General features: G+C 53.0%; 22 protein-coding genes. 11 read left to right on the plus strand and 11 right to left on the minus strand.

What is annotated here, in order from left to right:
• Positions 1-105: 105 nt before the first annotated feature.
• A complete protein-coding gene (locus I2D83_RS07820; RefSeq protein WP_043881797.1) occupies positions 106-411 on the minus strand; it encodes an ArsR/SmtB family transcription factor in 306 nt (101 codons plus the stop codon).
• A gap of 87 nt (positions 412-498) precedes the next feature.
• Between I2D83_RS07820 and I2D83_RS07825 the strand changes: the two genes are divergently transcribed.
• From I2D83_RS07825 to I2D83_RS07835, 3 genes are all read left to right on the plus strand, one after another.
• A complete protein-coding gene (locus I2D83_RS07825; protein WP_205947837.1) occupies positions 499-1,587 on the plus strand; it encodes an NADH:flavin oxidoreductase/NADH oxidase in 1,089 nt (362 codons plus the stop codon).
• A gap of 242 nt (positions 1,588-1,829) precedes the next feature.
• Entirely contained in the window at positions 1,830-2,399 is a 570-nt protein-coding gene (locus I2D83_RS07830) for a TetR/AcrR family transcriptional regulator (RefSeq protein WP_205947838.1), read from the plus strand.
• Positions 2,400-2,585: 186 nt separating this feature from the next.
• Positions 2,586-3,062 carry a nuclear transport factor 2 family protein gene (locus tag I2D83_RS07835; protein WP_014915971.1) on the plus strand — a complete coding sequence of 159 codons (477 nt, stop codon included), beginning with the start codon at positions 2,586-2,588 and terminating at the stop codon, positions 3,060-3,062.
• Positions 3,063-3,184: 122 nt separating this feature from the next.
• Here the strand turns inward: I2D83_RS07835 and I2D83_RS07840 are convergent, their stop codons facing one another.
• Positions 3,185-3,910 carry a type 1 glutamine amidotransferase gene (locus I2D83_RS07840; protein WP_205947839.1) on the minus strand — a complete coding sequence of 242 codons (726 nt, stop codon included), beginning with the start codon at positions 3,908-3,910 and terminating at the stop codon, positions 3,185-3,187.
• A 116-nt stretch (positions 3,911-4,026) separates the two neighbouring features.
• Between I2D83_RS07840 and I2D83_RS07845 the strand changes: the two genes are divergently transcribed.
• Positions 4,027-4,794, plus strand: coding sequence for an AraC family transcriptional regulator (locus I2D83_RS07845; RefSeq protein WP_205948157.1), 768 nt, complete (start codon positions 4,027-4,029; stop codon positions 4,792-4,794).
• A 172-nt stretch (positions 4,795-4,966) separates the two neighbouring features.
• Here I2D83_RS07845 and I2D83_RS07850 read toward each other — a convergent pair whose 3' ends face one another.
• Positions 4,967-5,185: a DUF7661 family protein gene (locus tag I2D83_RS07850; RefSeq protein WP_205947840.1), complete on the minus strand. Its 219-nt coding sequence runs from the start codon at positions 5,183-5,185 to the stop codon at positions 4,967-4,969.
• A 253-nt stretch (positions 5,186-5,438) separates the two neighbouring features.
• Between I2D83_RS07850 and I2D83_RS07855 the strand changes: the two genes are divergently transcribed.
• Positions 5,439-6,290: a TraB/GumN family protein gene (locus I2D83_RS07855; protein ID WP_181847813.1), complete on the plus strand. Its 852-nt coding sequence runs from the start codon at positions 5,439-5,441 to the stop codon at positions 6,288-6,290.
• 338 nt (positions 6,291-6,628) lie between these two features.
• Here the strand turns inward: I2D83_RS07855 and I2D83_RS07860 are convergent, their stop codons facing one another.
• Positions 6,629-7,465, minus strand: coding sequence for a MipA/OmpV family protein (locus I2D83_RS07860; RefSeq protein WP_205947841.1), 837 nt, complete (start codon positions 7,463-7,465; stop codon positions 6,629-6,631).
• A 204-nt stretch (positions 7,466-7,669) separates the two neighbouring features.
• Here I2D83_RS07860 and I2D83_RS07865 point away from each other — a divergent pair, with 204 nt between their 5' ends.
• Both I2D83_RS07865 and I2D83_RS07870 read left to right on the plus strand, forming a co-directional pair.
• A complete protein-coding gene (locus I2D83_RS07865; protein WP_015840899.1) occupies positions 7,670-8,347 on the plus strand; it encodes a response regulator in 678 nt (225 codons plus the stop codon).
• On the plus strand, positions 8,347-9,753 hold the full coding sequence (locus tag I2D83_RS07870; protein ID WP_205947842.1) for a sensor histidine kinase: 1,407 nt from the start codon (positions 8,347-8,349) through the stop codon (positions 9,751-9,753). Before I2D83_RS07865 ends, I2D83_RS07870 begins: the two co-directional genes overlap by 1 nt.
• 109 nt (positions 9,754-9,862) lie before the next feature.
• Here I2D83_RS07870 and I2D83_RS07875 read toward each other — a convergent pair whose 3' ends face one another.
• The 4 genes from I2D83_RS07875 to I2D83_RS07890 are packed head-to-tail and all read right to left on the minus strand — an operon-like array spanning position 9,863 to position 12,990.
• Positions 9,863-10,780, minus strand: coding sequence for an aminotransferase class IV (locus tag I2D83_RS07875; protein WP_205947843.1), 918 nt, complete (start codon positions 10,778-10,780; stop codon positions 9,863-9,865).
• Between the two features lie 22 nt (positions 10,781-10,802).
• Positions 10,803-11,615, minus strand: coding sequence for an amino acid ABC transporter ATP-binding protein (locus tag I2D83_RS07880; RefSeq protein WP_194430437.1), 813 nt, complete (start codon positions 11,613-11,615; stop codon positions 10,803-10,805).
• 23 nt (positions 11,616-11,638) lie between these two features.
• A complete protein-coding gene (locus I2D83_RS07885) occupies positions 11,639-12,304 on the minus strand; it encodes an amino acid ABC transporter permease (RefSeq protein WP_015840895.1) in 666 nt (221 codons plus the stop codon).
• A gap of 8 nt (positions 12,305-12,312) precedes the next feature.
• Entirely contained in the window at positions 12,313-12,990 is a 678-nt protein-coding gene (locus I2D83_RS07890) for an amino acid ABC transporter permease (RefSeq protein WP_205947844.1), read from the minus strand.
• A 150-nt stretch (positions 12,991-13,140) separates the two neighbouring features.
• On the opposite strand from I2D83_RS07890, the gene I2D83_RS07895 reads away from it, so the two are divergent.
• Complete coding sequence (locus I2D83_RS07895; protein WP_205948158.1) at positions 13,141-14,550, plus strand: MmgE/PrpD family protein; 1,410 nt, start codon at positions 13,141-13,143, stop codon at positions 14,548-14,550.
• A 35-nt stretch (positions 14,551-14,585) separates the two neighbouring features.
• Here I2D83_RS07895 and I2D83_RS07900 read toward each other — a convergent pair whose 3' ends face one another.
• From I2D83_RS07900 to I2D83_RS07910, 3 genes are all read right to left on the minus strand, one after another.
• Positions 14,586-15,419, minus strand: a complete 834-nt coding sequence (locus tag I2D83_RS07900; protein WP_015840892.1) for a transporter substrate-binding domain-containing protein — start codon at positions 15,417-15,419, stop codon at positions 14,586-14,588.
• Positions 15,420-15,766: 347 nt separating this feature from the next.
• Complete coding sequence (locus I2D83_RS07905; RefSeq protein ID WP_205947845.1) at positions 15,767-16,966, minus strand: sensor histidine kinase; 1,200 nt, start codon at positions 16,964-16,966, stop codon at positions 15,767-15,769.
• A gap of 5 nt (positions 16,967-16,971) precedes the next feature.
• Positions 16,972-17,661, minus strand: coding sequence for a response regulator transcription factor (locus tag I2D83_RS07910; RefSeq protein WP_015840890.1), 690 nt, complete (start codon positions 17,659-17,661; stop codon positions 16,972-16,974).
• Positions 17,662-17,814: 153 nt separating this feature from the next.
• Here I2D83_RS07910 and I2D83_RS07915 point away from each other — a divergent pair, with 153 nt between their 5' ends.
• From I2D83_RS07915 to I2D83_RS07925, 3 genes are read left to right on the plus strand one after another with little or no spacing between them, the layout of a single operon-like run.
• The gene (locus I2D83_RS07915) at positions 17,815-18,630 is read left to right on the plus strand and encodes a MipA/OmpV family protein (RefSeq protein WP_181847829.1); all 816 of its coding nucleotides are present in this window, start codon (positions 17,815-17,817) and stop codon (positions 18,628-18,630) included.
• 26 nt (positions 18,631-18,656) lie between these two features.
• Positions 18,657-19,739, plus strand: a complete 1,083-nt coding sequence (locus tag I2D83_RS07920) for an efflux RND transporter periplasmic adaptor subunit (RefSeq protein ID WP_181844648.1) — start codon at positions 18,657-18,659, stop codon at positions 19,737-19,739.
• Positions 19,739-22,819: an efflux RND transporter permease subunit gene (locus I2D83_RS07925; RefSeq protein ID WP_205947846.1), complete on the plus strand. Its 3,081-nt coding sequence runs from the start codon at positions 19,739-19,741 to the stop codon at positions 22,817-22,819. The genes I2D83_RS07920 and I2D83_RS07925 overlap by 1 nt, the downstream gene beginning before the upstream one ends.
• Positions 22,820-22,858 lie beyond the last annotated feature (39 nt).

The following is a 22,858-nucleotide window of genomic DNA, read 5'->3' on the forward strand; positions in this document are numbered from 1 at the left end:
TATATTCATAGAAATGCAAAGCAAAGCAGCAATATTGGAATAGCAGGAAAGGGATAATGGAGGGGCGTGTGCAATGGCGGAACGACCGCCATTAATGCTAAAAATTTACTCGACAGGTTGAGACAGAATGGCGTCGAGCAGGCCGGGAAAGCGCTGTTGCATTTCACTGCGGCGCAGTCGGTTGATGTGCGTAGTACCAATGTTGGTGGTATGCAGCAAGCCCGAATCGCGCAACACGCGAAAATGGTGCGATACGCTGGATTTCGGACGGCCGCCATCAAGTTCGCTACACGTTGCTTCTTCTTGTACGGATAAACAACGCACAATGGATAAGCGTAACGGATCGCTCAAGGCATACAGGACGCGCTCAAGGGTAAATTCTTCGGGGGATGGGTGCTTAAAAGGTCTCATAGGGGAATTATAGCGATAGGGTTGTCTAAAATCCATTGTTCGATTAATATCGAATTATCGAAGTTAACAAATGAAATAGGAAATGTTATGTCCGCACTGTTTCAACCCTTCAAATTGAAAGACATCACGTTACGCAACCGTATTGCCGTTCCACCGATGTGTACCTATTCCGCGAATGACGGCCTGATTAACGAGTGGCATCAGGTGCATTATGCTTCGCTGGCGCGTGGTGGTGCCGGGTTGGTTATCGTAGAAGCGACGGCGGTTGCCCCCGAGGGCCGCATTTCTCCGCACTGTACTGGAATTTGGAACGATGAGCAGGCGCAGGCGTTTGCCAAGGTCGCCAAATCCATTAAGGATGCAGGCTCCGTGCCGGGCATTCAGATTGCACACGCCGGACGCAAAGCCAGCGCCAATGTTCCCTGGGAAGGCGACGACCATATCCCTGCTGGCGATCCACGCGGCTGGCAGACTATTGCCCCTTCCGCGGTGCCTTTCGGTGCGAATTTGCCCAAGCAGCCGCAGGAAATGACGCTGGAAGATATCGCCCGCGTGCGTGATGACTTTGTCGCTGCCGCTCGTCGTGCTTTGGACGCTGGGTTTGAATGGCTGGAACTGCACTTTGCTCACGGCTATCTGGCACAGAGTTTCTTCTCCGTACACTCCAACAAACGTAACGATCAGTACGGCGGCAGTTTTGACAACCGCAGCCGTTTTCTGCTGGAAACGCTGGCTGCCGTTCGCGACGTGTGGCCGCAACATTTGCCGTTGACTGCCCGTTTCGGCGTGATTGAATTTGACGGTCGCGATGAGGAAACCTTGCAGGAATCCATCGAACTGACGCGCCGCTTCAAAGCTGCTGGGTTGGATATGTTGAGCGTCAGCATTGGTTTCTCTACACCGGAAGCGAATATTCCGTGGGCGCCTGCCTTTATGGGACCGATTGCTAAACAGGTACGCGAGCAAGCCGATCTTCCTGTCTCTTCCGCCTGGGGCTTCGGTACGCCGGAACTGGCCGAGCAGGCCGTCGCTTCGGGCCAGTTGGATCTGGTGATGGTGGGTAAAGCGCATCTGGCGAACCCGCACTGGAGCTATCAGGCCGCCCGCGAACTGGGTATCGATCGCGCCTCATGGACGCTGCCAACGCCTTACGCCCACTGGCTGGAACGTTATTAATTACGACTCACGATGGCAGGCGGCGTTTGCCGCCTGTAGCAACGCCATGTCTCCTTTCGCTTAACCGACTTCACCCTCCTTGTTTATCCAACGTTGTGTCAGAAACGAACGTTCTTATGTCGCGGTCTATTGATTTAGGAGAGGGGAACTCGTTCTCCCACACGGACTGCACTCTTCATTTTTTGAAAAATGTTTTCAGACTAACTCTTGACTAGGTAGAATGATCGTTCTACCATTTATTCATGAACAAAAAACTAAACGACACCCGAGAAAAAATCCTGGCGACCGCTGAGCAACTTATCTATCAGAACGGCATTCATGCGACTGGCATGGACCTTCTGGTCAAGACCTCTGGCGTAGCAAGGAAAAGTATTTATCGCTATTTCGCGACCAAGGATGACGTGGCAGCAGCTGCGTTGAATGCACGTGATGAACGCTGGATGCACTGGTTCAGAACGGAATGTGATAAAGGCAATACCCCTCAGGAGCGAATCCTGAATATGTTCACTGTACTCAAAAGCTGGTTTGAGTCAGAGGGCTTTCGTGGTTGTGCCTTTATTAACACGGCTGGAGAAGTCGGTGACCCTGCCGATCCCGTTCGTCAGATCGCGAAGCTTCATAAACAAAAATTGCTGGATTACACGCTTGAACTCACCAGTCAATTAAACATCGAGCAGCCGTCAGCCTTGGCCAGACAGTTGCTGATTCTGATAGAGGGTGCCATCACCACATCACACGTGATGGGTGATTACAGCGCAGCCGATAGCGCAAGAGAAGTGGCGCAACTGTTGTTGAAGCAGGCCTCTCACTAGAGCCTGAGTTTCAAAAAATCCCGTTCTACTGATGTATACCCCCAAATAATTCGAGTTGCAGGAAGGCGGCAAGAGAGGGAATCCCGATGAGCTTACTCAGGTAAGTGATTCGGGTGAGTGAACGTAGCCAACGCACATGCAGCTTGAAGTATTACGGGAATATCCAAATTTTCTGGAGGCTCTACTATGTCCGATAAACAGATTCGCCCGCCACTTCCTCCTTTCACTCGCGAAACGGCGATTGAGAAGGTGCGACTCGCTGAAGATGGCTGGAACAGCCGAGATGCCGAAAAGGTATCGCTGGCCTACACGCTGGACACCAAATGGCGTAATCGCGCCGAGTTTGCAACCAATCGTGAAGAAGCCAAAGGTTTCCTCACGCGGAAGTGGAAAAAAGAACTTGAGTATCGTCTGATTAAAGAGTTATGGGCGTTTACTGATAACCGCATCGCCGTTCGGTACGCTTATGAATGGCATGATGACTCGGGTAACTGGTTCCGCTCTTATGGCAACGAAAACTGGGAATTTGAAGCCGATGGCCTGATGCATCGTCGCTTCGCCTGTATAAACGACATGCCGATTAAAGAGAGTGAGCGCAAGTTCCACTGGCCACTGGGTCGCCGTCCGGATGATCATCCAGGTCTGTCGGAGCTGGGCCTGTAACGTTCTAAATTTTCTTCCGCTAAGCTCCCGACTTGTGTCTCAGCCGGGGGCTTTTTCTCAATCTAAAAATGGCGGCATATATTTATCGTACTAATGATGCCATTCGGGTGAGGTTATTATCGTTACTCTTTTGACCGACAGTAGCATGATTCAAGTTTGTCGAGGAACGTGAATAAAACTTTGTTCATTTCACTGTAATCATGAGCCCGTAGTTCTTCTGGGGTGTTGATGAAACGATATTCTGCGGCCTGACTTAATTCCTTATCTGAGTGTGCAATTAATAATTCGACGACGTCCGGCGTGAGTTCCATATGGCATTGAAACCCGTAAACCCGTTCGGAATAAGCTACGATCTGGCGTGGGCATCCTTCGCTGTAGGCGATAATTTTAGCCTCAGGCGTCAGGCCTGGCATATCGTTATGCCAGTGGCCTACGTTGAGTCGATTTCCGAAGTGAGAGAACATCTCGCTTTGGATGCCATGATCCGTCAGAAAAATGGGGAACATGCCTATCTCTTTTTCCGGACTGTGAGCAAATGTGGCACCCAGCGCTTCGCCAATCAGTTGAGAGCCCAGACAGACACCAATGATGGCTTTACCGAAACTCACTGCAGAGGCAATCAGCGCTTGCTCAGCTTTTGAATCGAAATGGGCGCATTGATCTACGGTGAAAGCAGGATCCTGTGGACCGCCCATCACGATCAACAAATCGATTTCTCGGGCATCTTGCGGCAGTTTTTCACCCGCATAAACACGGGAATACGTTATCTCATGACCGCGACTGATGGCCCAGGTTTCATAAGCGCCGGGCGCTTCGAAACTTTCATGCACAATAAAATGTACTCGCATTGGCGTATGCTCCAGTAATGTTTGTCACAACCTTAATTCAGCACGCTTTACCCTGCCAAAATGATCAGCTGGGTAGCGTCAGCTAGCTCATGGTAAACAAAGGGCTTCAATCTGAGATGTCAATATGTATAGATAAAGCGCCAAGACACGATGAGGCGACGGGTTGGTCAGGAACTGCCATATCCTATCAACGTGGAGAGGTCGATCCTCCTCATTACCATCTTGAAGGGCAATTACTGTTTGCCATTAAGGGGGTTATGCTTGTTGAAACCGCAGACAAGCGGTGGGTTATCCCTCCTCAGCGTGCGCTTTGGATCCCACCGTTGATGGTTCACTCTTACAGCCTTCTGTCCCATACAGAATTACGTGCTATCTACGTTAGCAGCAGCCTTATTGCGGAGTGCACCAATTTTACGAGGAACAGTCAGGTTCATGTCATTAACGCGACAGCGCTGTTGAAAGAGTTAATAGCGGGTCTGTTTACTGATGAATACAACGCTGCGACTAAGCGAAAAATGGCGCTTTTACTACTGGAAATTCTTAGTGAAGCGCCATCCGTGACAGCGGAACTCCCTATGCCGCGTGATGAACGTTTATTTCGTGCCGCAAGAGAGCTGGTGTTCAACCATCGGTGGGAAGCGACCTTAATGGACATGGCTGACATTGCGAATATGTCGGAACGTACTTTTTCCCGCCGTTTTTTACATGACACAGGTTTCAGCTTCAGAATGTGGAAACAGAGAGCCAGAATATATACATCATTAGATCTTCTCTCTAATGATGTACCCGTTAAACAGATTGCCTACCAACTCGGCTTTTCCTGTCCTGCCGCTTTTTCTGCTGCATTTCGTTCCGTGATGGGGACAACCCCAAGCGAGTTCTAACCTGGCTTTGAGTGTTTCTACTTAATAAATTCACTCGCTGTGGATACAAGTTTTCGTTTTCGCTCTTAACTGACGGAGCGGTCCTTTTACCTGACTGATAAGTGCTAGAAGTGGACGTTGATGGACTGGTGGTAAATCCCATTGTAGTGAGGAGCGTGTATCTGACAGATTCCTATTCGATACGTTTCACATCAGGATGAAGCTCTGTTGCTGCTTCATGGAAAATATCGCCTAGCCAGCCCAGTATCTCGTCTTCTGTCATATTATCCGGAATAGCAATGTCGTAAAGCCGGGAGAGTTTTCGCTCCGTCAGGTCTGCGCGGAATACCAGCCAGCGAGCACCTTCACGCTTGACCCCAATATGTCGTCCAAAAACGTTGTAGATCAGCACGATCGAACCCCTTTCAAGAATTGTGTAACTGGGATGGTATAGTCAACTCATGATGATTACTTCGTCAACAGATGCAAAATGTCTACCCTTTGCTTAAAGTAGACCTTATGCGCCACAGGCTTTTCAGTTGAGTGACAAAAGCGGAAGTTACGCGCATAGTCTTACATCAATTTGCGGCATTGGCTGATTGCTCATAGCTGCTAATGAAATTATATGTATTAGATGAAATTTATCTTTTAGAGCGCATCAATTTATGAAAAAGATTATGGAATATGCTCTTGAAGAATCACCGCTTTTCTCAGGAACGCGTTTTCTTTTTCTGGGTGAAGCTATACACGGTGTGTCAGAATTTTCTAGATTGAGGATGGAAATTGCAGAATGCTATTTCCGCAATCTAGCGGTTTTGATATTTGAAGCCGATAGCAGCGGGATGCTGTTTTCGCATCAACACAATGAAGATGCCAGCTCTCGCCTTGAAAACTTCCCACGCATTATGCGGACTCAAGAGATGCGGAATTTTCTCACCTGGGCTATAAGCAGAAAAATTCCCTGTCTTGGTATTGACTGTATTCCCCGTCGTTCTTTAACTGAATTTCCTCGGGAATGGCATTCGACACGCATGCGAGAAACTGATGATTATCTTAAGGCTAAGTCATCACAAACTTTTTTTGAATGGCGTGACATCCGAATGGCTAACCAATTGATTAAGTTAGCCTCATGCTATCCGGAGTATCGCATGTTGATCATGCTCCATAATCTGCACATAAAACGCTTTGGTAGCCAGGAGACGAGAGATCTGAGGTTGAAATCAGTACGGGAATACTTCGAGGATTTTTTCCCTCAGCAAAGCAACTCTATTGCTCAACTTGCACGAGGCGGTACTGCTTTACACAATGATTTAACGCCATTCAGTTTTAAAATAAATGACCCATTCTCTCTGGAAAATTACTCAGGGGCGGCTAACTGTATTTTACTTACAGAGTCAAAAATACCGGATGCTTGCATTACATGGCATCACGCTTTCGAACGCGAAACAATAACACCCAAAAAGCAATATGAGGGATGTTTTATATTCAAAGAAGTACACCCTCCGACGTTGGTATAAGCTGAAGGTAAAGGTAGACAGTAATCACTTATAAAATCACATATCAAAAAGATTTAAGAGTCCGGCGTATTTATGTCCGCACCTCGCTCAAAGCAGACCTGACAGCCCCTCGCTTTTTGGCCGCCTAGTACCAAAAACAGACGCTGTGAACATCACGGTGAGTTAGATCTTATTTTTATGGATCCCTGAGATGAGTCAGATGCTCTGATTAACAGGGCATAAGCAGAGCGAGTGGGTGAGCTGAGCAACGCCCCATCATCTGAACTGGGGCGGTTCGAGTGTGTATTGATTGACAGCGTATAGCCACAAGCAGCCTGTAAGCACACGTCTAACAACGATCAGAAGCGATATGTCACCTTCAGGCTTCCGGTAGGCGATGTTTTTCGTTGAACAATTGAGCTATTGCGCGCATCACCAGTCAACTGCGTAAAGCCTGCTGCGGCAATCATGCTCCAGTTTTGGTTGAACTTGTGCGTCCAGTCAGCATTCAGTGAATAGGCATAAATCCCAGATCCGACATCATGTTGGGTAAACCCCGATGCGGCCGACTGTGATGCATTTACCCCGTAGTAAGTCTGCATGTACTCGCTAGTCCCCCAACTGCTGGTCAGCGCCAGCGTTACGGAATTTTTCGATGAGGTATAGAGCGGGCTGATAATGCCAAAATGCAGGGCTTCACCATTGCTTCGTTGAGAAACCGGCACCTCAGCCTGCAATTGCAAATTAAGCCAGTCCGTTACCTTATACCCCAGACCAAGTACACCGATAGCCGATCCTTTGACGTCACCCATACCTCGTAAGTCGTCGCTACCGTAGCTGATCGAGTCGCTGTCCACGTCACGATCCTTACGGCCTGCGCGATAGCTCAGCGCAGCGCTGTAATCCAACTTGCTGATGTTGTTACCGTAACCGATACCACGTGTGGTGCTGACGAAGAAGCCATTTACCATAGAGTAATCAATCACTAGGGCAGTGGTGACGCGGCTTTTATCCGAACCAGAATAACGTGGCGCAACATCCACGCCTCCGCCTAAGGTCAACTCGTTGCCCTGTTTCTGTTCTGCTGCCAGTATTGGGGCGGCCAGTAACGCCAGGGCAGTTCCCGACAATAGTTTTTTCAGCGTACGCCCCGAGAGCGAATGGAGGAACTTATGACGCAGTTCGATGTTTCTCATTAAAGAAGTCCTTGTGGATTCAACTGATTACGATACAAGCGGTTTTAAACGCCAGAAGGCGCAGTTTGAATGCTCACCCTGAAGTTCTCATGAGCCAAAAATGAAGAAATGCTGAAGTCAGTACTGTGCTGCAAATCTGGTCGATTTCCTGATACCGTTTTTTTCTTCAGACGTTCTTCATTCACTGTTGATAAAGTAACTACTGTGAACATTCTCCTAATTGAAGACGACCTCGATCTCGGCAATGGCGTACGTATTGCCCTTGAAGATCAAGGATTAGATGTTATATGGGTGCGCCGTAAAGTGGATGCGCTGCATCAACTCGATCTCTGCGTGCCAGAACTTGTACTGCTCGACCTCGGTCTGCCCGACGGTGATGGTATGAGCCTGATGGCGAGTCTGCGTCAGCAGCTCAAGGGGATCCCCGTTATCATCCTGACTGCCCGAGGTACCCTGCAAGATCGCCTGACTGGGCTGGATGCTGGTGCGGACGACTATCTCGTCAAACCTTTCGTTCTCGCCGAGTTGTTGGCCAGAGTGAGAGCACTTGCGAGGCGCAGTTACGGTTTTCAGGATGAGGTGATAGAAATTCGAGGATTATCTCTCCATGTGCCGACTCGACGCGTGGCCGTGGGTACACGTAATGTTGATTTGACGGCAAGTGAATACGCGCTGCTTGAAACGTTAATGCTGCGCACTGACCGCGTGCTTACACGACGGTTTCTGGAAGAAAAGATATTCGGTGCAAAAGAAAACATGAGCAATCCTCTCGATGTGCATATGGGCAATTTGCGCCGCAAAATCGGCGAGGGCTATGTGCGAACGGTGAGAGGCGTAGGGTATGTTATTGATACCGTACCGATTCAGAAGGGGGCTGGTTGATGCGCAATTTTTGGCGCCACCTGAGAATCCCAACGCTCGTACGGAGAATTATTATCGCCCAAATGTTATTGCTTACGCTGCTTTGGTGTCTTTTTCTGACCTACGTTTTATGGGAGAACTTGCGCAGCCCCGCTATGCTATTGGGCAACAAGACTTACGAAACCATTCTTACATTGGTTGATCGTATGGGGGATCGCCCGCAGGATCTAACCGATGTGCTGGAAAAATTCAGCAAGGCGTTGCAGGAAGGTTATGGCGGAGGGGAAGATCCAGCACTGTCAATCAGCCTAATCGTTCGGAAGAATAAAGAGATAATTTATTCATCTGACGGCGCTCCGGTGGGGGTGAGAAACACCCGATATGAGAAAATTCAGAACATTCAGAGTGATGGTCGCACCTGGACTAGCCGTACACTAAAGTCCGCGAACTCCGATGCGGAGGTAACGCTGGTCACCCCTGCCGGAGGCTGGAACTTCTTTATATACCTGAACTCGCGTGGATACTACATATTGCCGCTGCTGGTATGCATTCCTTTTCTTTTGTTTCCCGCGTGGCTGTCAATCCGCATTGCAATGCGCCCCTGGAACAAGGTGGTAAGTGAAATTGCCTTACGCACTCCAGAAGATCTCTCTCCTTTAAAAGAAGTACCAAAGCACAGGGAGCTTCGCCAAATGGTGGACGCGACTAATATATTTCTTGCCAGGGTGCGAGAAAGTGCTGAAAGGGAAAGGGTTTTCATTGCAGATGCTGCTCATGAGCTGCGTACCCCTCTGGCTGCGATGCGTATCAATGTTGAGGCTTTGCAGTCCTATATAAGCAGCGATAATCAACAGGCGTTGCTTGCGGGGATTATTCGCAGCAATAGCCGTGCTGCTCGTCTCGTTAATCAGCTGCTGCTGTTGATGCACAGCGAAGCGCGCATTGACACGGTTATGGAGCCTGTGCCGCTGACGACGCTCATACAAGAGCGAATGGCCGTGTTGGCACCGCTAGCGGCTGGGCGCAGGATTGAACTTGAATTCTACTCCCATGATGAAGTTTGGGTTACCGGTGTTAAGGAACGCCTGATGTCGCTGATTGATAACGTCATTGAAAATGCCGTGAAGTACAGCCCTGAGGGCGGACGGGTTGAGGTAGAGGTACGATCATTAGATCAATCCATGCAGTTACGTGTCTCAGATGCAGGGCCCGGTATTCCCGTTGAATTGAGGGAGCGCGTGTTCGATAGATTTTTTCGCGATCCTAATCAGACGCAAAGTGGGAGCGGGCTGGGACTTGCAATCGTCAAAGCGGTTGCGCAGCAACACAACAGCAACGTATACCTAAGTACGTCTGCAGAAGGCGGGCTCATGGTCACGGTTGACTTTCCACACCACAATTCCGTCTTGAACCAAAGAATAAAATGATGCGGGTTTGTCGAGCATATCCCCAAGTGACGGGTTGTAAGAGTGAAACTCAAAAAAAGTGGCTGATGTTGTCCTTTTCCTTATTACTTGAGAAATCAGCCGCTCATTATCACTGCGCGTGCAGATACGCCTCATACCAGCGGCTGAGCTGGTCGGTTACCGGGCGGTGTTCGGTGTTAAACGGGCGACCGTCCAGCGCTTTTACCGGGGTGATGCCTGCCAGCGTGCCAGTGACAAAGGCTTCATCGGCAGTAAGCGCTTCTGCCAGCGTAAAATCCTGAGCCTTGACCTTCAGCCCGTTTGCCTCTGCAAGGTTGATAATGGTCTGGCGGGTAATGCCGTTGAAACAGTAGCGGCCTGATGATGTCCACAGTTCACCGCGGCGGACGATAAAAAAGTTGGTGGAGTTACAGCTGGCGACAAAACCGTGCGGATCCAGCATCAGCGCCTCATCCGCACCCGCCTGCAACGCCTGTAGTAGCGCCTGAATAAGATTGAGCCGACTGTGCGAATTCAGCCGCAGATCGAAGACGTCTGGCGTACTGGTGCGGTAGGTTGAAGTAAACAGCGTCAGGCCACGCTTTTTCGCCGCCGTATCGACGACTTTATACTCTGCCACGCACACGAGGGTGGCGCCGCCGATAATAAAGCGGGGATCCTGATTTGGCGTATGTTTTTTCCCTCGGGTAATCATCAGACGAATATGCGCGCCATCGGTCATGCCGTTGATGGCAAGCGTTTTATGGAGAATATCAGTCAGCGCTTCCCGGCTATGGCCGATATCCAGTTGGATCGCGGCAGCGCCGTCGAACAGGCGATCCAGATGGGCGTCCAGCGCAATCAGGCGACCGTTAACCAGACGCAAGCCTTCCCATACGCCATCTCCGCACACGTAGCCGGAATCAAAGATCGACACCACCGCGTTGTCGCGATGAACAAATTCCCCATTCACATACACCTGTACGTCGCGGTTACGCGGATCTTGCAAATAAGCCTGACTGCTTTGGCTGGATAAGGTGGGTTGCATCGTGCTGTTCCTGAATGATGAGTTAAAAGGCGCGCTCGGCAAAGCGGGCGAGAAAGGCTTGGGTACGGGGTTGCTGCGGATTTTTGAGCACCTGCTCGGCGCTGCCCATTTCGTGGATCACGCCATTTTCGATAAAGATAACGCGGTCGGCGAAGTGATAGGCGAATCCCAGTTCATGGGTGACTAACAGCAGGGTACGGCCTTCCTCTGCGAGCGCGTGGATGGTGTGCAGCACTTCGCCCACCAGTTCTGGATCCAGTGACGATGTCGGTTCATCGAACAGCATGATCTCCGGTGACATCGCCAGCGCACGGGCAATTGCCACCCGCTGCTGCTGACCGCCGGACAAGCTGCCGGGGCGGGCTTCTTGCTTGTTGCTCAGCCCGACCTTTTCCAACTGGGCTTTGGCGATGATATCCGCGTCATGTCGCGGCATTTTCTTCACCGACACCAGCGCTTCACGCACGTTTTCCAGCACGGTCAGATGGGGAAACAGGTTGAATTGCTGAAACACCATGCCCACGCGTTCCCGCACGGCGCACAGCTGCTTTTCGGGATAATCACGCTGGCCTTGCGCATTGGTTTTTCCCAGTACCACGCCATCGAGTTCGATGGTGCCGGCGCTGGGGATCTCCATAAAATTCAGACAGCGCAGCAGGGTGCTTTTTCCCGATCCGCTGCCGCCGATGATGGCAATTTTTTCGCCACGGCGTACATCCAGATCGATCCCCTTTAAGACCTCAACGGCACCAAAGCGTTTCTGAAGCCCGCGAATGCGCAGGACGATATCTTCATTCAAAGTACTGTTTTCATTCAAGGTAATAGTTTCACTCATAGCAATCCTGTGGCGCTGTCAGACTAGGGGGTTGAACGGAAACGACGTTCAAGTCGTGCGGCAAGGTAACTCCCTGGCCAGATCAAAATGAAATAGAGCAGCGCGACCACCGTCAGGATTTCCAGCGGACGATAATAGGTGCTGCTCAGCAGCCGGCCCTGATACATCAGTTCGTTGACGGCCAATATGGAAGCCAGTGAGGTCACCTTGGCCAGTTCGATCATCCGGTTGGTGAGGGCGGGCAGCATATTGCGTAACACCTGTGGCAGAACCACGCGCCGCAGGATCACGGCCTGCCGCATGCCCAGCGCTTTTGCGCCTTCCCACTGTCCGTGATCGATGGATTGCAGCCCCGCGCGGAAAATTTCCGTACAGTACGCCGCGCTATACAGCGTCAGAGCCAGCGCCGCGGCGGCAAAGGTGCTGAACTGTATGCCGACTAGAACTGGAAAAGCGTAATAAAACCAGATCAGTTGAATCAGGACCGGGGTATTACGGAAAATTTCGACAAAGACTCTGGCAGGCAGCGACAGCCAGCGTTTGCCAAATACGCGAAAAAGACCGAAAACCAGCCCTAGCACGGTTCCCAACACACCGGCCAGCAGCCAGAGTTCGAGTGTGACGCCGAGGCCTTTCAGCAGCACGGGAAGGTTGTCCCAGACCAGCGAGAAATCCCATTGATAGTGCATGATGTTCCTTACACGAGCCGACGGTCTGCCAGCGACAGCCGTTTCTCAATATGTTGACTGAACAGGCTAATCAGCAGCAGCAGGGTGAAATACATCACCGCCACCAGACTGTAGACTTCCAGCGGTCGGTAGGTTTGGCTGTTTATCTGCATCGCCTGATAAAGCAGCTCGCTGTAGGCCAGAGAGGACGCCAGCGATGTCGATTTGATGAGTTCAAACGAGCGCTCAATAAAGGGCGGGATCATCCGGCGTAACGCCTGTGGCAGAATAACCCGACGCAATGCGGTCGATTTCGGCATACCCAGCGCTTTGGCCCCTTCCCATTGCCCCGCGTGAATCGAGGAAATCGCACCACGGTACACTTCGGCATAAAAGGCACCGGACTGTGCGGACAACGCGATCACGGCGGCGGTGAAAGGCGAAAACGTTAACGGCGTAATGACGGGCAGGGCGTAGTAAATCCAGAAGAAGTGCACCAGCGCGGGCGTATTACGATAAAAGCCAATCAGCATCGCGGCGGGCAGGCGCAAGAGCCGCCGGGGCGACATTTTCATGGCGGCAAGCACCATGCCAGCCACCATCCCGATCAGGATGCTGGTGGCACCGATCTTTATCGTTCCCCATAGCCCCTCCAACAGCAACTGGTGGTAAGGCCAGATGGCGGAAAAATCCCACTGATAAGACATAAAATAGCGCCCCTGGAAACAACGTAATTAGGAAATACATTTCTTATTTTGTTAGAACCGATGCATCTTAGCAGGTCGAAAAAATGATAAATAAATAATAAAACGTGGTGCTAATATTCCTTTTATTTATAAAAGAATGGCGGTATGCCGATGTCTCACGCTGATGAACTCCCTCTGACGTTGCGCCTCGCGACCTTTGCCCACCGATTGACGATTCAGGACATTCCCGCTGCGTTAAGAAGAAAAATCGCGCTGCATTTTATCGACAGTCTGGGCTGCGGCATTGCCGGTGCAGGTAGCCTGGTGGTGCAAGACTGCGCCCGCGTTGCTCGCCTGCACTATGCGGCAGGCAACAGCCCGATATTGGACGGTGGCGCACCGCTGGGTGCTATTGGAGCGGCGTTTTTGAATGCGGCAGCGATCAATGCGCTGGATTACGATGATGGCTATGAGGTTGCCGGACGCGGTATGGGGCACCCCGGCGCTTCGCTGGTTGCCGCCGCATTGGCAGCAGTCGGTACGCGTCCGATCGACGGCAAAACGCTGATCTGCGCGCTGGCCGCGGCGTATGAAATCAATGGCCGGATCATTCAGTCTCAGCAACCGAGTCCGGCGCGTTTTCAGCAGGTCTATGGCGTGTGTCAGCATGAATCGATCGGGGCAGCGGTGGCCTACGGTTTACTCACGGGGTGTGACGCCACAGGGTTAGAGAACGCCATCGGTCTGGCGGCGTCGCTGACGCCGTTGCCCAGCTTGCACAAATACAACTGGCAGCAGCGGCCGCTGGTCTCTTTTAAGGATTACAACGCGCCTGCGGCGGAAGCCGGCGTCCGTGGGGTAGAGCTACATCGCGGCGGGATTATCGGGCCAAGAGATGTGCTGTCCGGCGAGCAGGGATTCTGGCGCATGATGGGATCTGACCGCTTTGATGAAGCGGCATTGATTGCTGGCCTGGGAGAGGCGTGGGCGATCCAGCACGCCAGTTTCAAGGCCTATCCAGCTTGTCGCTGGATACATACCGCATTGGAATCCTTCGAACGAATACAGCATGAGTTGGCGCTTGCACCGCAGGATATTGAGCAGATTCGGGTCAAAGGAAGCCAGAGGCTGGCCGCTGATTTTATGGATGCACGGCCGCAAAATGCGACAGATGCGCAGTTCAGCCTGCCGTTTGCGTTGGCGTGTCTGGCCTATCGTATTCCGCGCCATCACTGGAGTGCGGACGACACCTTAACCAGCCCGGAACTTCTGGCGTTGGCCGATAAGGTTCACGTTGAGGTTTCTCCCGAACTTGATCAGTTGATGGCGCAGGAGCGTCGGCCGGTGCTGCAGGTTGATGTCGTCACGCGGGGAAGTGTTGTAGGCGGTGAGCGCATTGCGTTTCCCCTCGGCAGTGCAGAACACCCGCTGGCGGAAAGCCGCATCATGGCGAAATTTGCGGAGAATCTCTCGTCCCGACTTGCCCCAACAACGGTTGCGGAGGCAACGGCGGCGTTATCCGAACTGGAGCAATGTCAGGATGTCGCCACGCTGCTGACCCCGCTAATGCAGATGTCCTGAATCCGTTCAGGACTGTCGCTTTAACCGCTTCGGGCTTATTTCCAGTCTTCTTTAATGACCGATGGCACTTTGCTGACGTCAACGCCGCGCAGTTTGAGCGCCTGCTCATAGTAGTGCTGCGTCTTGCCGGACTTATACAGCTTGGCAAACTCGTCATTCAGGAAGTTATGGAAAGTCTGATCGGCTTCTTTACGGATTGCCCCGCTCGTGCTGACCTCAATAATCGGCTTCGGCAGAATCAGATTGCCCTTGCCGACTTTAGCCTGCTGCAGCGCCAGCGCAGGGTGGAAATAGGACAGCGCATCGACCCGGCCAGCGTAGAACGCGGCCACGCCTTCATCCATATTCGGGAAACGCACCAGTTGCGCTTTTGGCAGACGTTTGGTCAGAATCAGGTCGGGGCTGGAGCCTAGCGTGACGCCGATTTTGACATCTTCCCGATTGAGATCGTCCCAATTGGTGACGGCGATGCCATCGCGAATCAACACGCCTTGTGCATACCAAAAGAAGGGCTGCTCAGGAAAATCGACCGCTTTTTTCCGCTCTTCCGTTGGGTCGAGCACTAACATGGTATCGATCTGACCAGTCTGTAAGGCCGCGATGGCGTTGCCCCAGGTGGTTTCCACCGTCACCAGTTTTACCCCAAGATCGTTTGCCAGCTCTTTTCCGATGTTATAGCCGATGCCGTCCCATTCTCCGGTTGACGGATTTTTAAAATACCAGGGCTCGCCCTGTGCCACACCGATGCGTAACTCACCGGTCTGTTTGATGTGTTGCCATGTCGAGGTTTGTGTGTCGGCGGCCTGACTGAAAAAGGAGGCGCTAATCAGCGTGATCGCCATGAATACCTGGTGAAGTGAACGTTTCATTATAGTTACCTTGATGATTGAGTTTTAATCGAGGCGATATATTTCGCTCATGCAGAGTAGCGAAATACTTATAATGAAATTAGTTTTTTTCGTCTTATCTCATTCCAGATAAATATAAGAATAACGCGGATGAAAAACCGCGTTGGTACGCGGCCTGTTTCGCTACAGGGCGTGGTGTCTGGGGTTGTTCCATTTACCCCGTCATGTAGCCGATGAGTATTGCCACGGTTTGCCATGTTTTTTCCCGGAGGGAAGGCATAGCAATAATTTCGCTATGCTTTTTAACTATTGGCAATTACTGATAATGCACCGTTCTTTCAGGTACCGTTCTTTTAGGTACAGTTTTTTCAGGTACTACGAGGCAGCGTCATTATGATGACAAGTCCGCCATTCTTGCCGTGTTCTGCATAAATAGCGCCGCCATGTGCAGTGATAATGGCTGACGCGATAGATAGCCCAAGCCCGCTGCCGCCGGAGTGCCGTCCACGCGAATGCTCTGCACGCCAGAAGCGGTCAAAAAGCAGGGGCAGCGATTCTGGCTCAATCCCCGGACCGCGATCGGAAACGGTAATCTGCCAGCACGGCGCGTTTTCACGCAGCGTCGTTTCACGTACATCAATTGCCAGATAGCGGCCATCGCTGGCGTAACTTAATGCATTCTCAATCAAAATCGAGAACACCTGTCCTAACCGTTCGCGGTCGGCAAAGCAAAAGTCGCGTTGTTCAATATGCGTATGCGTCTGGAACCCGGCTTGTTCTAGCTGCGGCCGATACCAGGTCAGTCGCTCAGTGATGAGCTCATCGAAGCAGAAAGGGGTGTGGACCAACTGCAGCTGTCCTGCTCTGGCGAGTGACAGGAAGTGCAGATCCTGAATGACGTGGTTGAGCTGTTCGAGCTGTTTGATGACCATTGTCAGCTGTGATTTATCTCGTGGAAAGACGTCATCAAGCATGCCCTGAACGCGCCCCATCGCCGCATTTAACGGTGTACGCAGTTCGTGAGCCAGCGCCGCGCTGGATTCACGCAGTTCCCGCTCGTAGCGCTCCAGCTGTGCGGTCATGTTATTAAAGTCGTCTGCCAGCGTCACCAGCTCCATCGGCGCCTGTTCGACAAGCTGCGTGCGCGTGTCAAACTTTCCCTGAGCGACGTCGCGTGCGGCGCTGGCAATATTGGAAAATTGCTGTGACAGCGGCCTCGCCCGCCACAAAACCACGACGACGACGATGGGCAAGGCGATCAGAACCATGATCGAGAGCACCAGCCAGTCGGTGCTGGCAATATTCGGCACAAAGAAATCCGGGCCGTAATACTGATTGATAATCTGCTGGTAGCGAGGATTACCGTAATCTTTCTCTTTGCTTAACAGCTGAAACTCAGCTCGCACCTCATCCGGCATCTGCTGTTCGACGTAGACATTGTTGACGGCGAAGCGCAGCCACATCAGGGTAGCGATGATGAGCAGGGTGGCGAGCAGCAGAGAAATAATACGGAAACACAGCCAGCGCCACAGCGACATTTTTTCTGACAGAAAGATCGATTTTTTCATCAGGTTCACCGGAATCGGTAGCCGACAGAACGGACAGTGACAAGCACATTGATGATGTTGTGCTGGTTGAGCTTCTTCCTGAGATTGTGGACGTGAGTGTCCACCACACGTTCCAGCGCGTCGCTTTCCGGCAGGCTGGCTTCCAGTAATTCGCCCCGTGTAAAGGCGCGGTTTGGCGCTTTGAGCAGCGTCACCAGAATATTGAATTCAGTGGGGGTAAGGTCGAGAACCACGGATTCGGATGGTGATAGCGCGATGCTTGCTGTCACGGAGCTCGGGTCAACGGATAAATTTTCGAATGTCAGGATCGCCTCTTCCCGAATGGCGTAGCCGGTGCGCCGAAGCACGGCCTGCACGCGCGCCACCACTTCCTGCGGGTTGTAAGGCTTGACGACATAATCATCCGCACCGTAGCGCAGTGCGCCAATTCTTTCCGGCTCGTCGCCGATGGCGGTGACCATAATCACCGGAATATTACTGCGCTGACGCAGGGCGGACAGCACCTCAGAGCCATTCATCTTCGGCAACATCACATCCAGCAAAATCAAATCGGGTTTACTGGTCAGCGCCATGTGCAGACCTTTTTGTCCATCAGACGCGATAGAAACCTGATAGCCATCGCGTCGCAGATAAGCTTCGAGCACGCTGGCGGCGTCCATGTCGTCTTCAATAATTAACACCCGTTTTTCTGCCATCACGACCTCTTGATGAAATCTTAAAAAACCACAAATCGTTTCTTGACTAAGCATCAGCATAATTCGCCACGGTGCCGAAAAGCCAACACCAATTACCTTGCACCCGCCGGGGAAACACCACGGTGCAAGATTATCGCGTTAAAGAGGGGATGTATGAACATAACAACAATGATTTTATCCACCAGTCTGTCCGCTATCGTGCTATCTGGCACTGCATTCGCTGCGGAGTCGGAAGCATCGTCGCCCTCGCTTTTGGCCGATCACACGGATGTGACCGTGGGCGTTGCCGCCCAGAATGCGCCGCGTTATCGAGGGAGTAAAGCTCGTCAAACCAACGCTCTGCCTGTACTGACCATTCAGCGCGGCCCACTCTATTTCGATTCCACGCACGGCATTGGCTGGCAATATCAATCGCCTTCCGGTTTTTATCTGGATCACGCGATTGGCTACGACATGGGAAGGGATGACAAAAACAGCCAATGGCGCGCAGGCTCAAACCGACTGAAAGGAATGGGTAAGGTTAAAGGATCGGTCACCACCACCGTAACGGCGGGGTATCAGTTTGCGCCGTGGCTGGCGCTGGAAGCGAGCGGCGAATTTGCGCTGAGTGAGACAAAAAGGGGAAACCAGTATCGCGTCGGAGCAAAGAGCACGGTATGGCAGTCTGCGGCAAAAGACGATGTGCTGGCGCTGTCGGCGGACGTGCTGATGGGGGATGCTCGCTTTAACCAAACTTACTACGGCGTGACGCAGCAGCAGAGTCAGCGCTCTGGATTGGCCGCGTACCATGTTGGAAAAGGCGTTTACGGCTATGCGCTGGGCGCGAACTGGACGCATCAATTTAGCCCCGCCTGGTCAACGAACGTCGGGGTGGCCTCAACCTGGCTCACTGACAAGGTTGCTGATAGTCAGGTGGTGGAACGACGGAATGATACCAGCGCCACGTTGGCCGTTCTGTATTCGTTCTGATGTTATCTGATGAGTGAGAGGATGCGATGATGGTCAGTCGTTTTGCCTTCTGTCTGCTGTCAGCCCTGCTGCTTAGTGGCTGCGACAGCGCCGATGATTTACCTGCGCCACCGCCCGTCAGGCCGGTGAAAACGCTGGTGGTTATGCCTGCGATGAACCGGGAACCCGTGACGTTAACGGGGGAAGTTCGCCCACATGAAGAAACGGCGTTAGGTTTCCGGCTGGATGGCCGCATCCTTAATCGTCTGGTGGATGTGGGGGCGTCGGTGAAGCGGGGCGATGTGATTGCGACGCTCGATGCGCGCGACAGTGAAAATCAGCTGCGCAGTGCGCAGGCGGATTTAGCCAGCGCCATCTCGGCGGAACGGCTGGCGAAAAGCAACTTTTCGCGCATGAAGGCGCTGGCACCGGGCGGGGCGATTGCGCGGGTACAGCTTGATGAAGCGCAGGCAAACTGGGATGCAGCGGCTTCCCGTCGTGAAAGCGCGCAGGCAACGGTGAAAGGTGCGCAGGAACGCTTCGGCTATACGCAACTCACAGCCGCGCAGGACGGCGTCATCACGACGGTCAGCGCAAACCCCGGTCAGGTAGTGAGCGCTGGACAAGAGGTGGTGAAGTTGGCCTCTCTGGGCGGACGCGATGCGGTGTTTGACGTGCCGGAGCGGCTGGTCAATCAGTCACTTGCCTCGCGCGTTATCCGCGTTTCGCTGCTGTCTGAGCCGAACGTTCAGGCTGAGGGACGCGTGCGGGATATCAGTCCGCAAGCCGATCCCGTTACGCGTACTTTTAGAGTGAGAGTCACGTTAACCTCGCCGCCCGCTGCGATGGTATTGGGTGCCAGCGTGAATGGTGCGATACAGCAGTCCGATACTGCCGTTATTGAACTGCCCGCTTCTGCGCTCACCCGACAGGGCGATCAACCTGCTGTCTATGTCGTGAATTCTGCGACTCAGACGGTACGTTTGCAGCCAGTTACCGTTGCCCGCTATAGCGACACGGCGATCTTCCTTTCCGGAGGACTGGAACAAGGCGACCGCGTGGTAACCGCTGGCGTCAGCAAACTACGGCCGGATGAGAAAATTCGGCTGGATGAAGAGGGGCGTCGCTAATGGCACAAGAACCGCAATCGACCGCACGTTTTAACCTGTCCGCCTGGGCATTAGCGAATCAGCAACTGGTCGCCTTTATGATGCTGGTCATTATGGCGGCAGGCGTGATGAGCTATCAACGTTTGCCCCGCAACGAAGATCCGGCGTTTACCATCAAGTCCGCAGTGGTGTCTGCCGCCTGGCCGGGCGCGACGGTGGGCGATACGGTCAATTTCGTCACCGATAAGCTGGAGAAAAAATTACAGGAAACACCGTACCTCGATTATGTCGAGAGCTACACCCGAGCCGGGGAGTCGGTTGTTTTCGTTAACCTGCGTGATGATACGCCGCCGTCTGCCGTGCCGAATATCTGGTATACAGTGCGTAAGAAAATGACGGATATTTCCAGTTCGCTCCCTGATGGCGTCAGCCCACCAGCCGTTAATGACGAGTTTGATGACACGTTCGGTACGATTTATGGCTTCACCGCCGAGGGATTCTCGCCGCGAGAGCTGCGCGATCGCGTTGAGGATATTCGCTCTGCGTTACTGAGCGTACCGGATGTCGGTAAGGTCGATATGCTGGGGGTGGAAGAAGAACAGATTGTGGTGACGTTTTCTCCCCGACGACTGGCTGGATTAGGGATTGATGCGCAGCAGGTTATCGATTCACTGAAAGCGCAGAATGCGGTCACGCCCGCCGGTATTATTCGCACCGACGATGAGAAGATCGCCGTGCGCGTCAGCGGCGCGTTTACCTCCGAGCAGAGCCTGCGTCAGATTACGTTACGCATCGGCGGAAAATTTGTCCCGCTGGTCGATATCGCCACGATTAATCGTGAAACGGCCGAGCCACCGTCGCCGACGTTTCGGGTTAATGGCGAGAAGGCCATTGGCCTGGCGATCTCAATGGCACCCACTGGCAACATGCTTCATTTCGGTCAGGCGATTCGCGAAAAAATGAATACGCTCTCTGCGCAACTGCCGCATGGGATTGAGATGACACGCGTGGCCGATCAGGCCGAGGTGGTGAAGGGGGCTGTCGGCGGTTTTGTAAAAGTGCTGCTGGAGGCCGTTGCCATTGTTCTGGCGGTGTCGTTTGTGTCGCTCGGCAGCCGCGCGGGACTGGTGGTGGCCGCCTCTATCCCGATTGTGCTGGCAATGACCTTCATCGGTATGGAAATCACCGGTATCGGGCTACAGCGCATTTCGCTGGGGGCGCTGATTATCGCACTGGGGCTGCTGGTGGATGATGCCATGATTACGGTGGAAGCGATGGTGTCACGGCTGGAGCAGGGCTGGGATCGCAAACGCGCGGCGGCCTGGGCTTATGAAAGCACGGCATTTCCGATGCTGACGGGGACGCTGGTGATGATCGCTGGGTTTATTCCGGTTGGATTTGCTGCATCCAGCGCGGGGGAATACTGTTTTTCGCTCTTTATTGTGGTTCTGATTTCGTTGCTGAGCTCCTGGATTGTCGCGATTCTCTTTTCGCCGTTGCTTGGTGTCTGGCTGTTGCCAAAAACGTTTAGCCACCATCACGACGAGCCGGGACGATTGGGGCGACTGTATCGCCAGTGGCTCCAGCACGCGTTGGCGCACCGGGGAATGACGCTAGCTATTACTCTCATTCTTCTGGTCATTTCGCTGTTTGGTGCTACCCGACTGGAGGGCGAGTTTTTTCCTGCATCCGACAGACCGGAACTGCTGGTCAGCCTGACGCTACCGGCGAATGCCTCACAGGCGGCGACGGAAACGCAGGCGAAACGGCTGGAAGCCGTGCTGAAAAACGATCCCGATGTTGACCATTTTTCCACGTATGTCGGATCGGGCGCGGTGCGCTTTTATCTCCCGATGGATGTCTTGCTGAGCCACGAAAATATCGCGCAGCTGGTGGTGGTGGCAAAAGATCTGGATGCGAGGGATGCGCTGGCAGCACGGTTGAAGCAGGTGCTGGCGCAGGATTTTAGTTCCATTGTGGCGCGCGTGTCTGCACTGGAGCTGGGGCCGCCAGTGGGCTGGCCGCTTAAATATCGGGTGGCGGGACCGGACAGTCAACGTGTCCGCGATATCGCGCAGGGGCTTGCCAGTCTGGTAGGGAAGCAATCCGACGTTCGTGAGGTGAATCTGACGGCGGGTGAACCTGAACGCACCGTGAACGTGGTGCTGAATCAGACGGAAGCGCGCGCCGTAGGTATCAGTTCGCAGGATGTGGCGAGTATGCTGGCGGCGATATTTTCCGGTTCGACGCTGACGTCGGTGCGTGATGGCAATCGGCTGGTGGATGTGGTCGTTCGCGGCACGCCGCAGGAGCGCAGAGACGTTGCGACGATCGCCAATCTGCAAATCCCGATTGCGGATGGACGTTCCGTACCGCTGGGACAGATTGCGACCGTTACGTATGGCGTTGAGGATCCGATTATCTGGCGTCGTCAGCGCGAACCGTTTATTACGGTGCAAATGGACATGGCGCCGGGCGTGCGGGCACCTGCGCTGTCTGAAAAACTGGCACCTGACGTTGAACGTTATCGCGCCTCATTACCTGCGGGTTACCACATCACGGAAGGCGGCGTTGCGGCGGAGTCCGACAAGGGTAATGGTTCCGTGTATGCAGTGCTGCCAGTGACGCTGCTAGTGATGCTGGTGTTATTGATAATTCAACTGAAGCGGATTTCCCGTATGGTGCTGGCGTTCCTTACCGCGCCGTTTGGCCTGATTGGTATCGTTGCGGCGATGCTGCCGACGGGTACACCGATGGGGTTCGTGGCTTTACTGGGGGCAATTGCGCTGGCGGGGATGATCATTCGTAATGCGGTGATTCTGATTGGTGAGGTCGATCTGAACGTGAAAAACGGACAGCCTGTGGTGGAGGCGATCGTGAATGCGGCCAGTCACCGTTCACGCCCGATTATACTGACGGCGCTGGCGGCGATTCTCGGCATGATCCCGATTGCACATCAGGTATTTTGGGGGCCGATGGCCTACGCGATTATCGGCGGATTGATGGTCGCGACGCTGCTGACATTGCTTGCTCTGCCTGCGGCGCTGAGTCTGCTGATGCAGTGGGAAGGACGGAAAATGGCAAATCAGACACCGCCCTAAGAGCAACACGGCAGGTCGTGGCGCGATATCTGGTAGCCA

Origin of the sequence: Pectobacterium aroidearum (genome assembly GCF_015689195.1) — a bacterium.
Classification (GTDB): Bacteria; Pseudomonadota; Gammaproteobacteria; order Enterobacterales; family Enterobacteriaceae; genus Pectobacterium; species Pectobacterium aroidearum.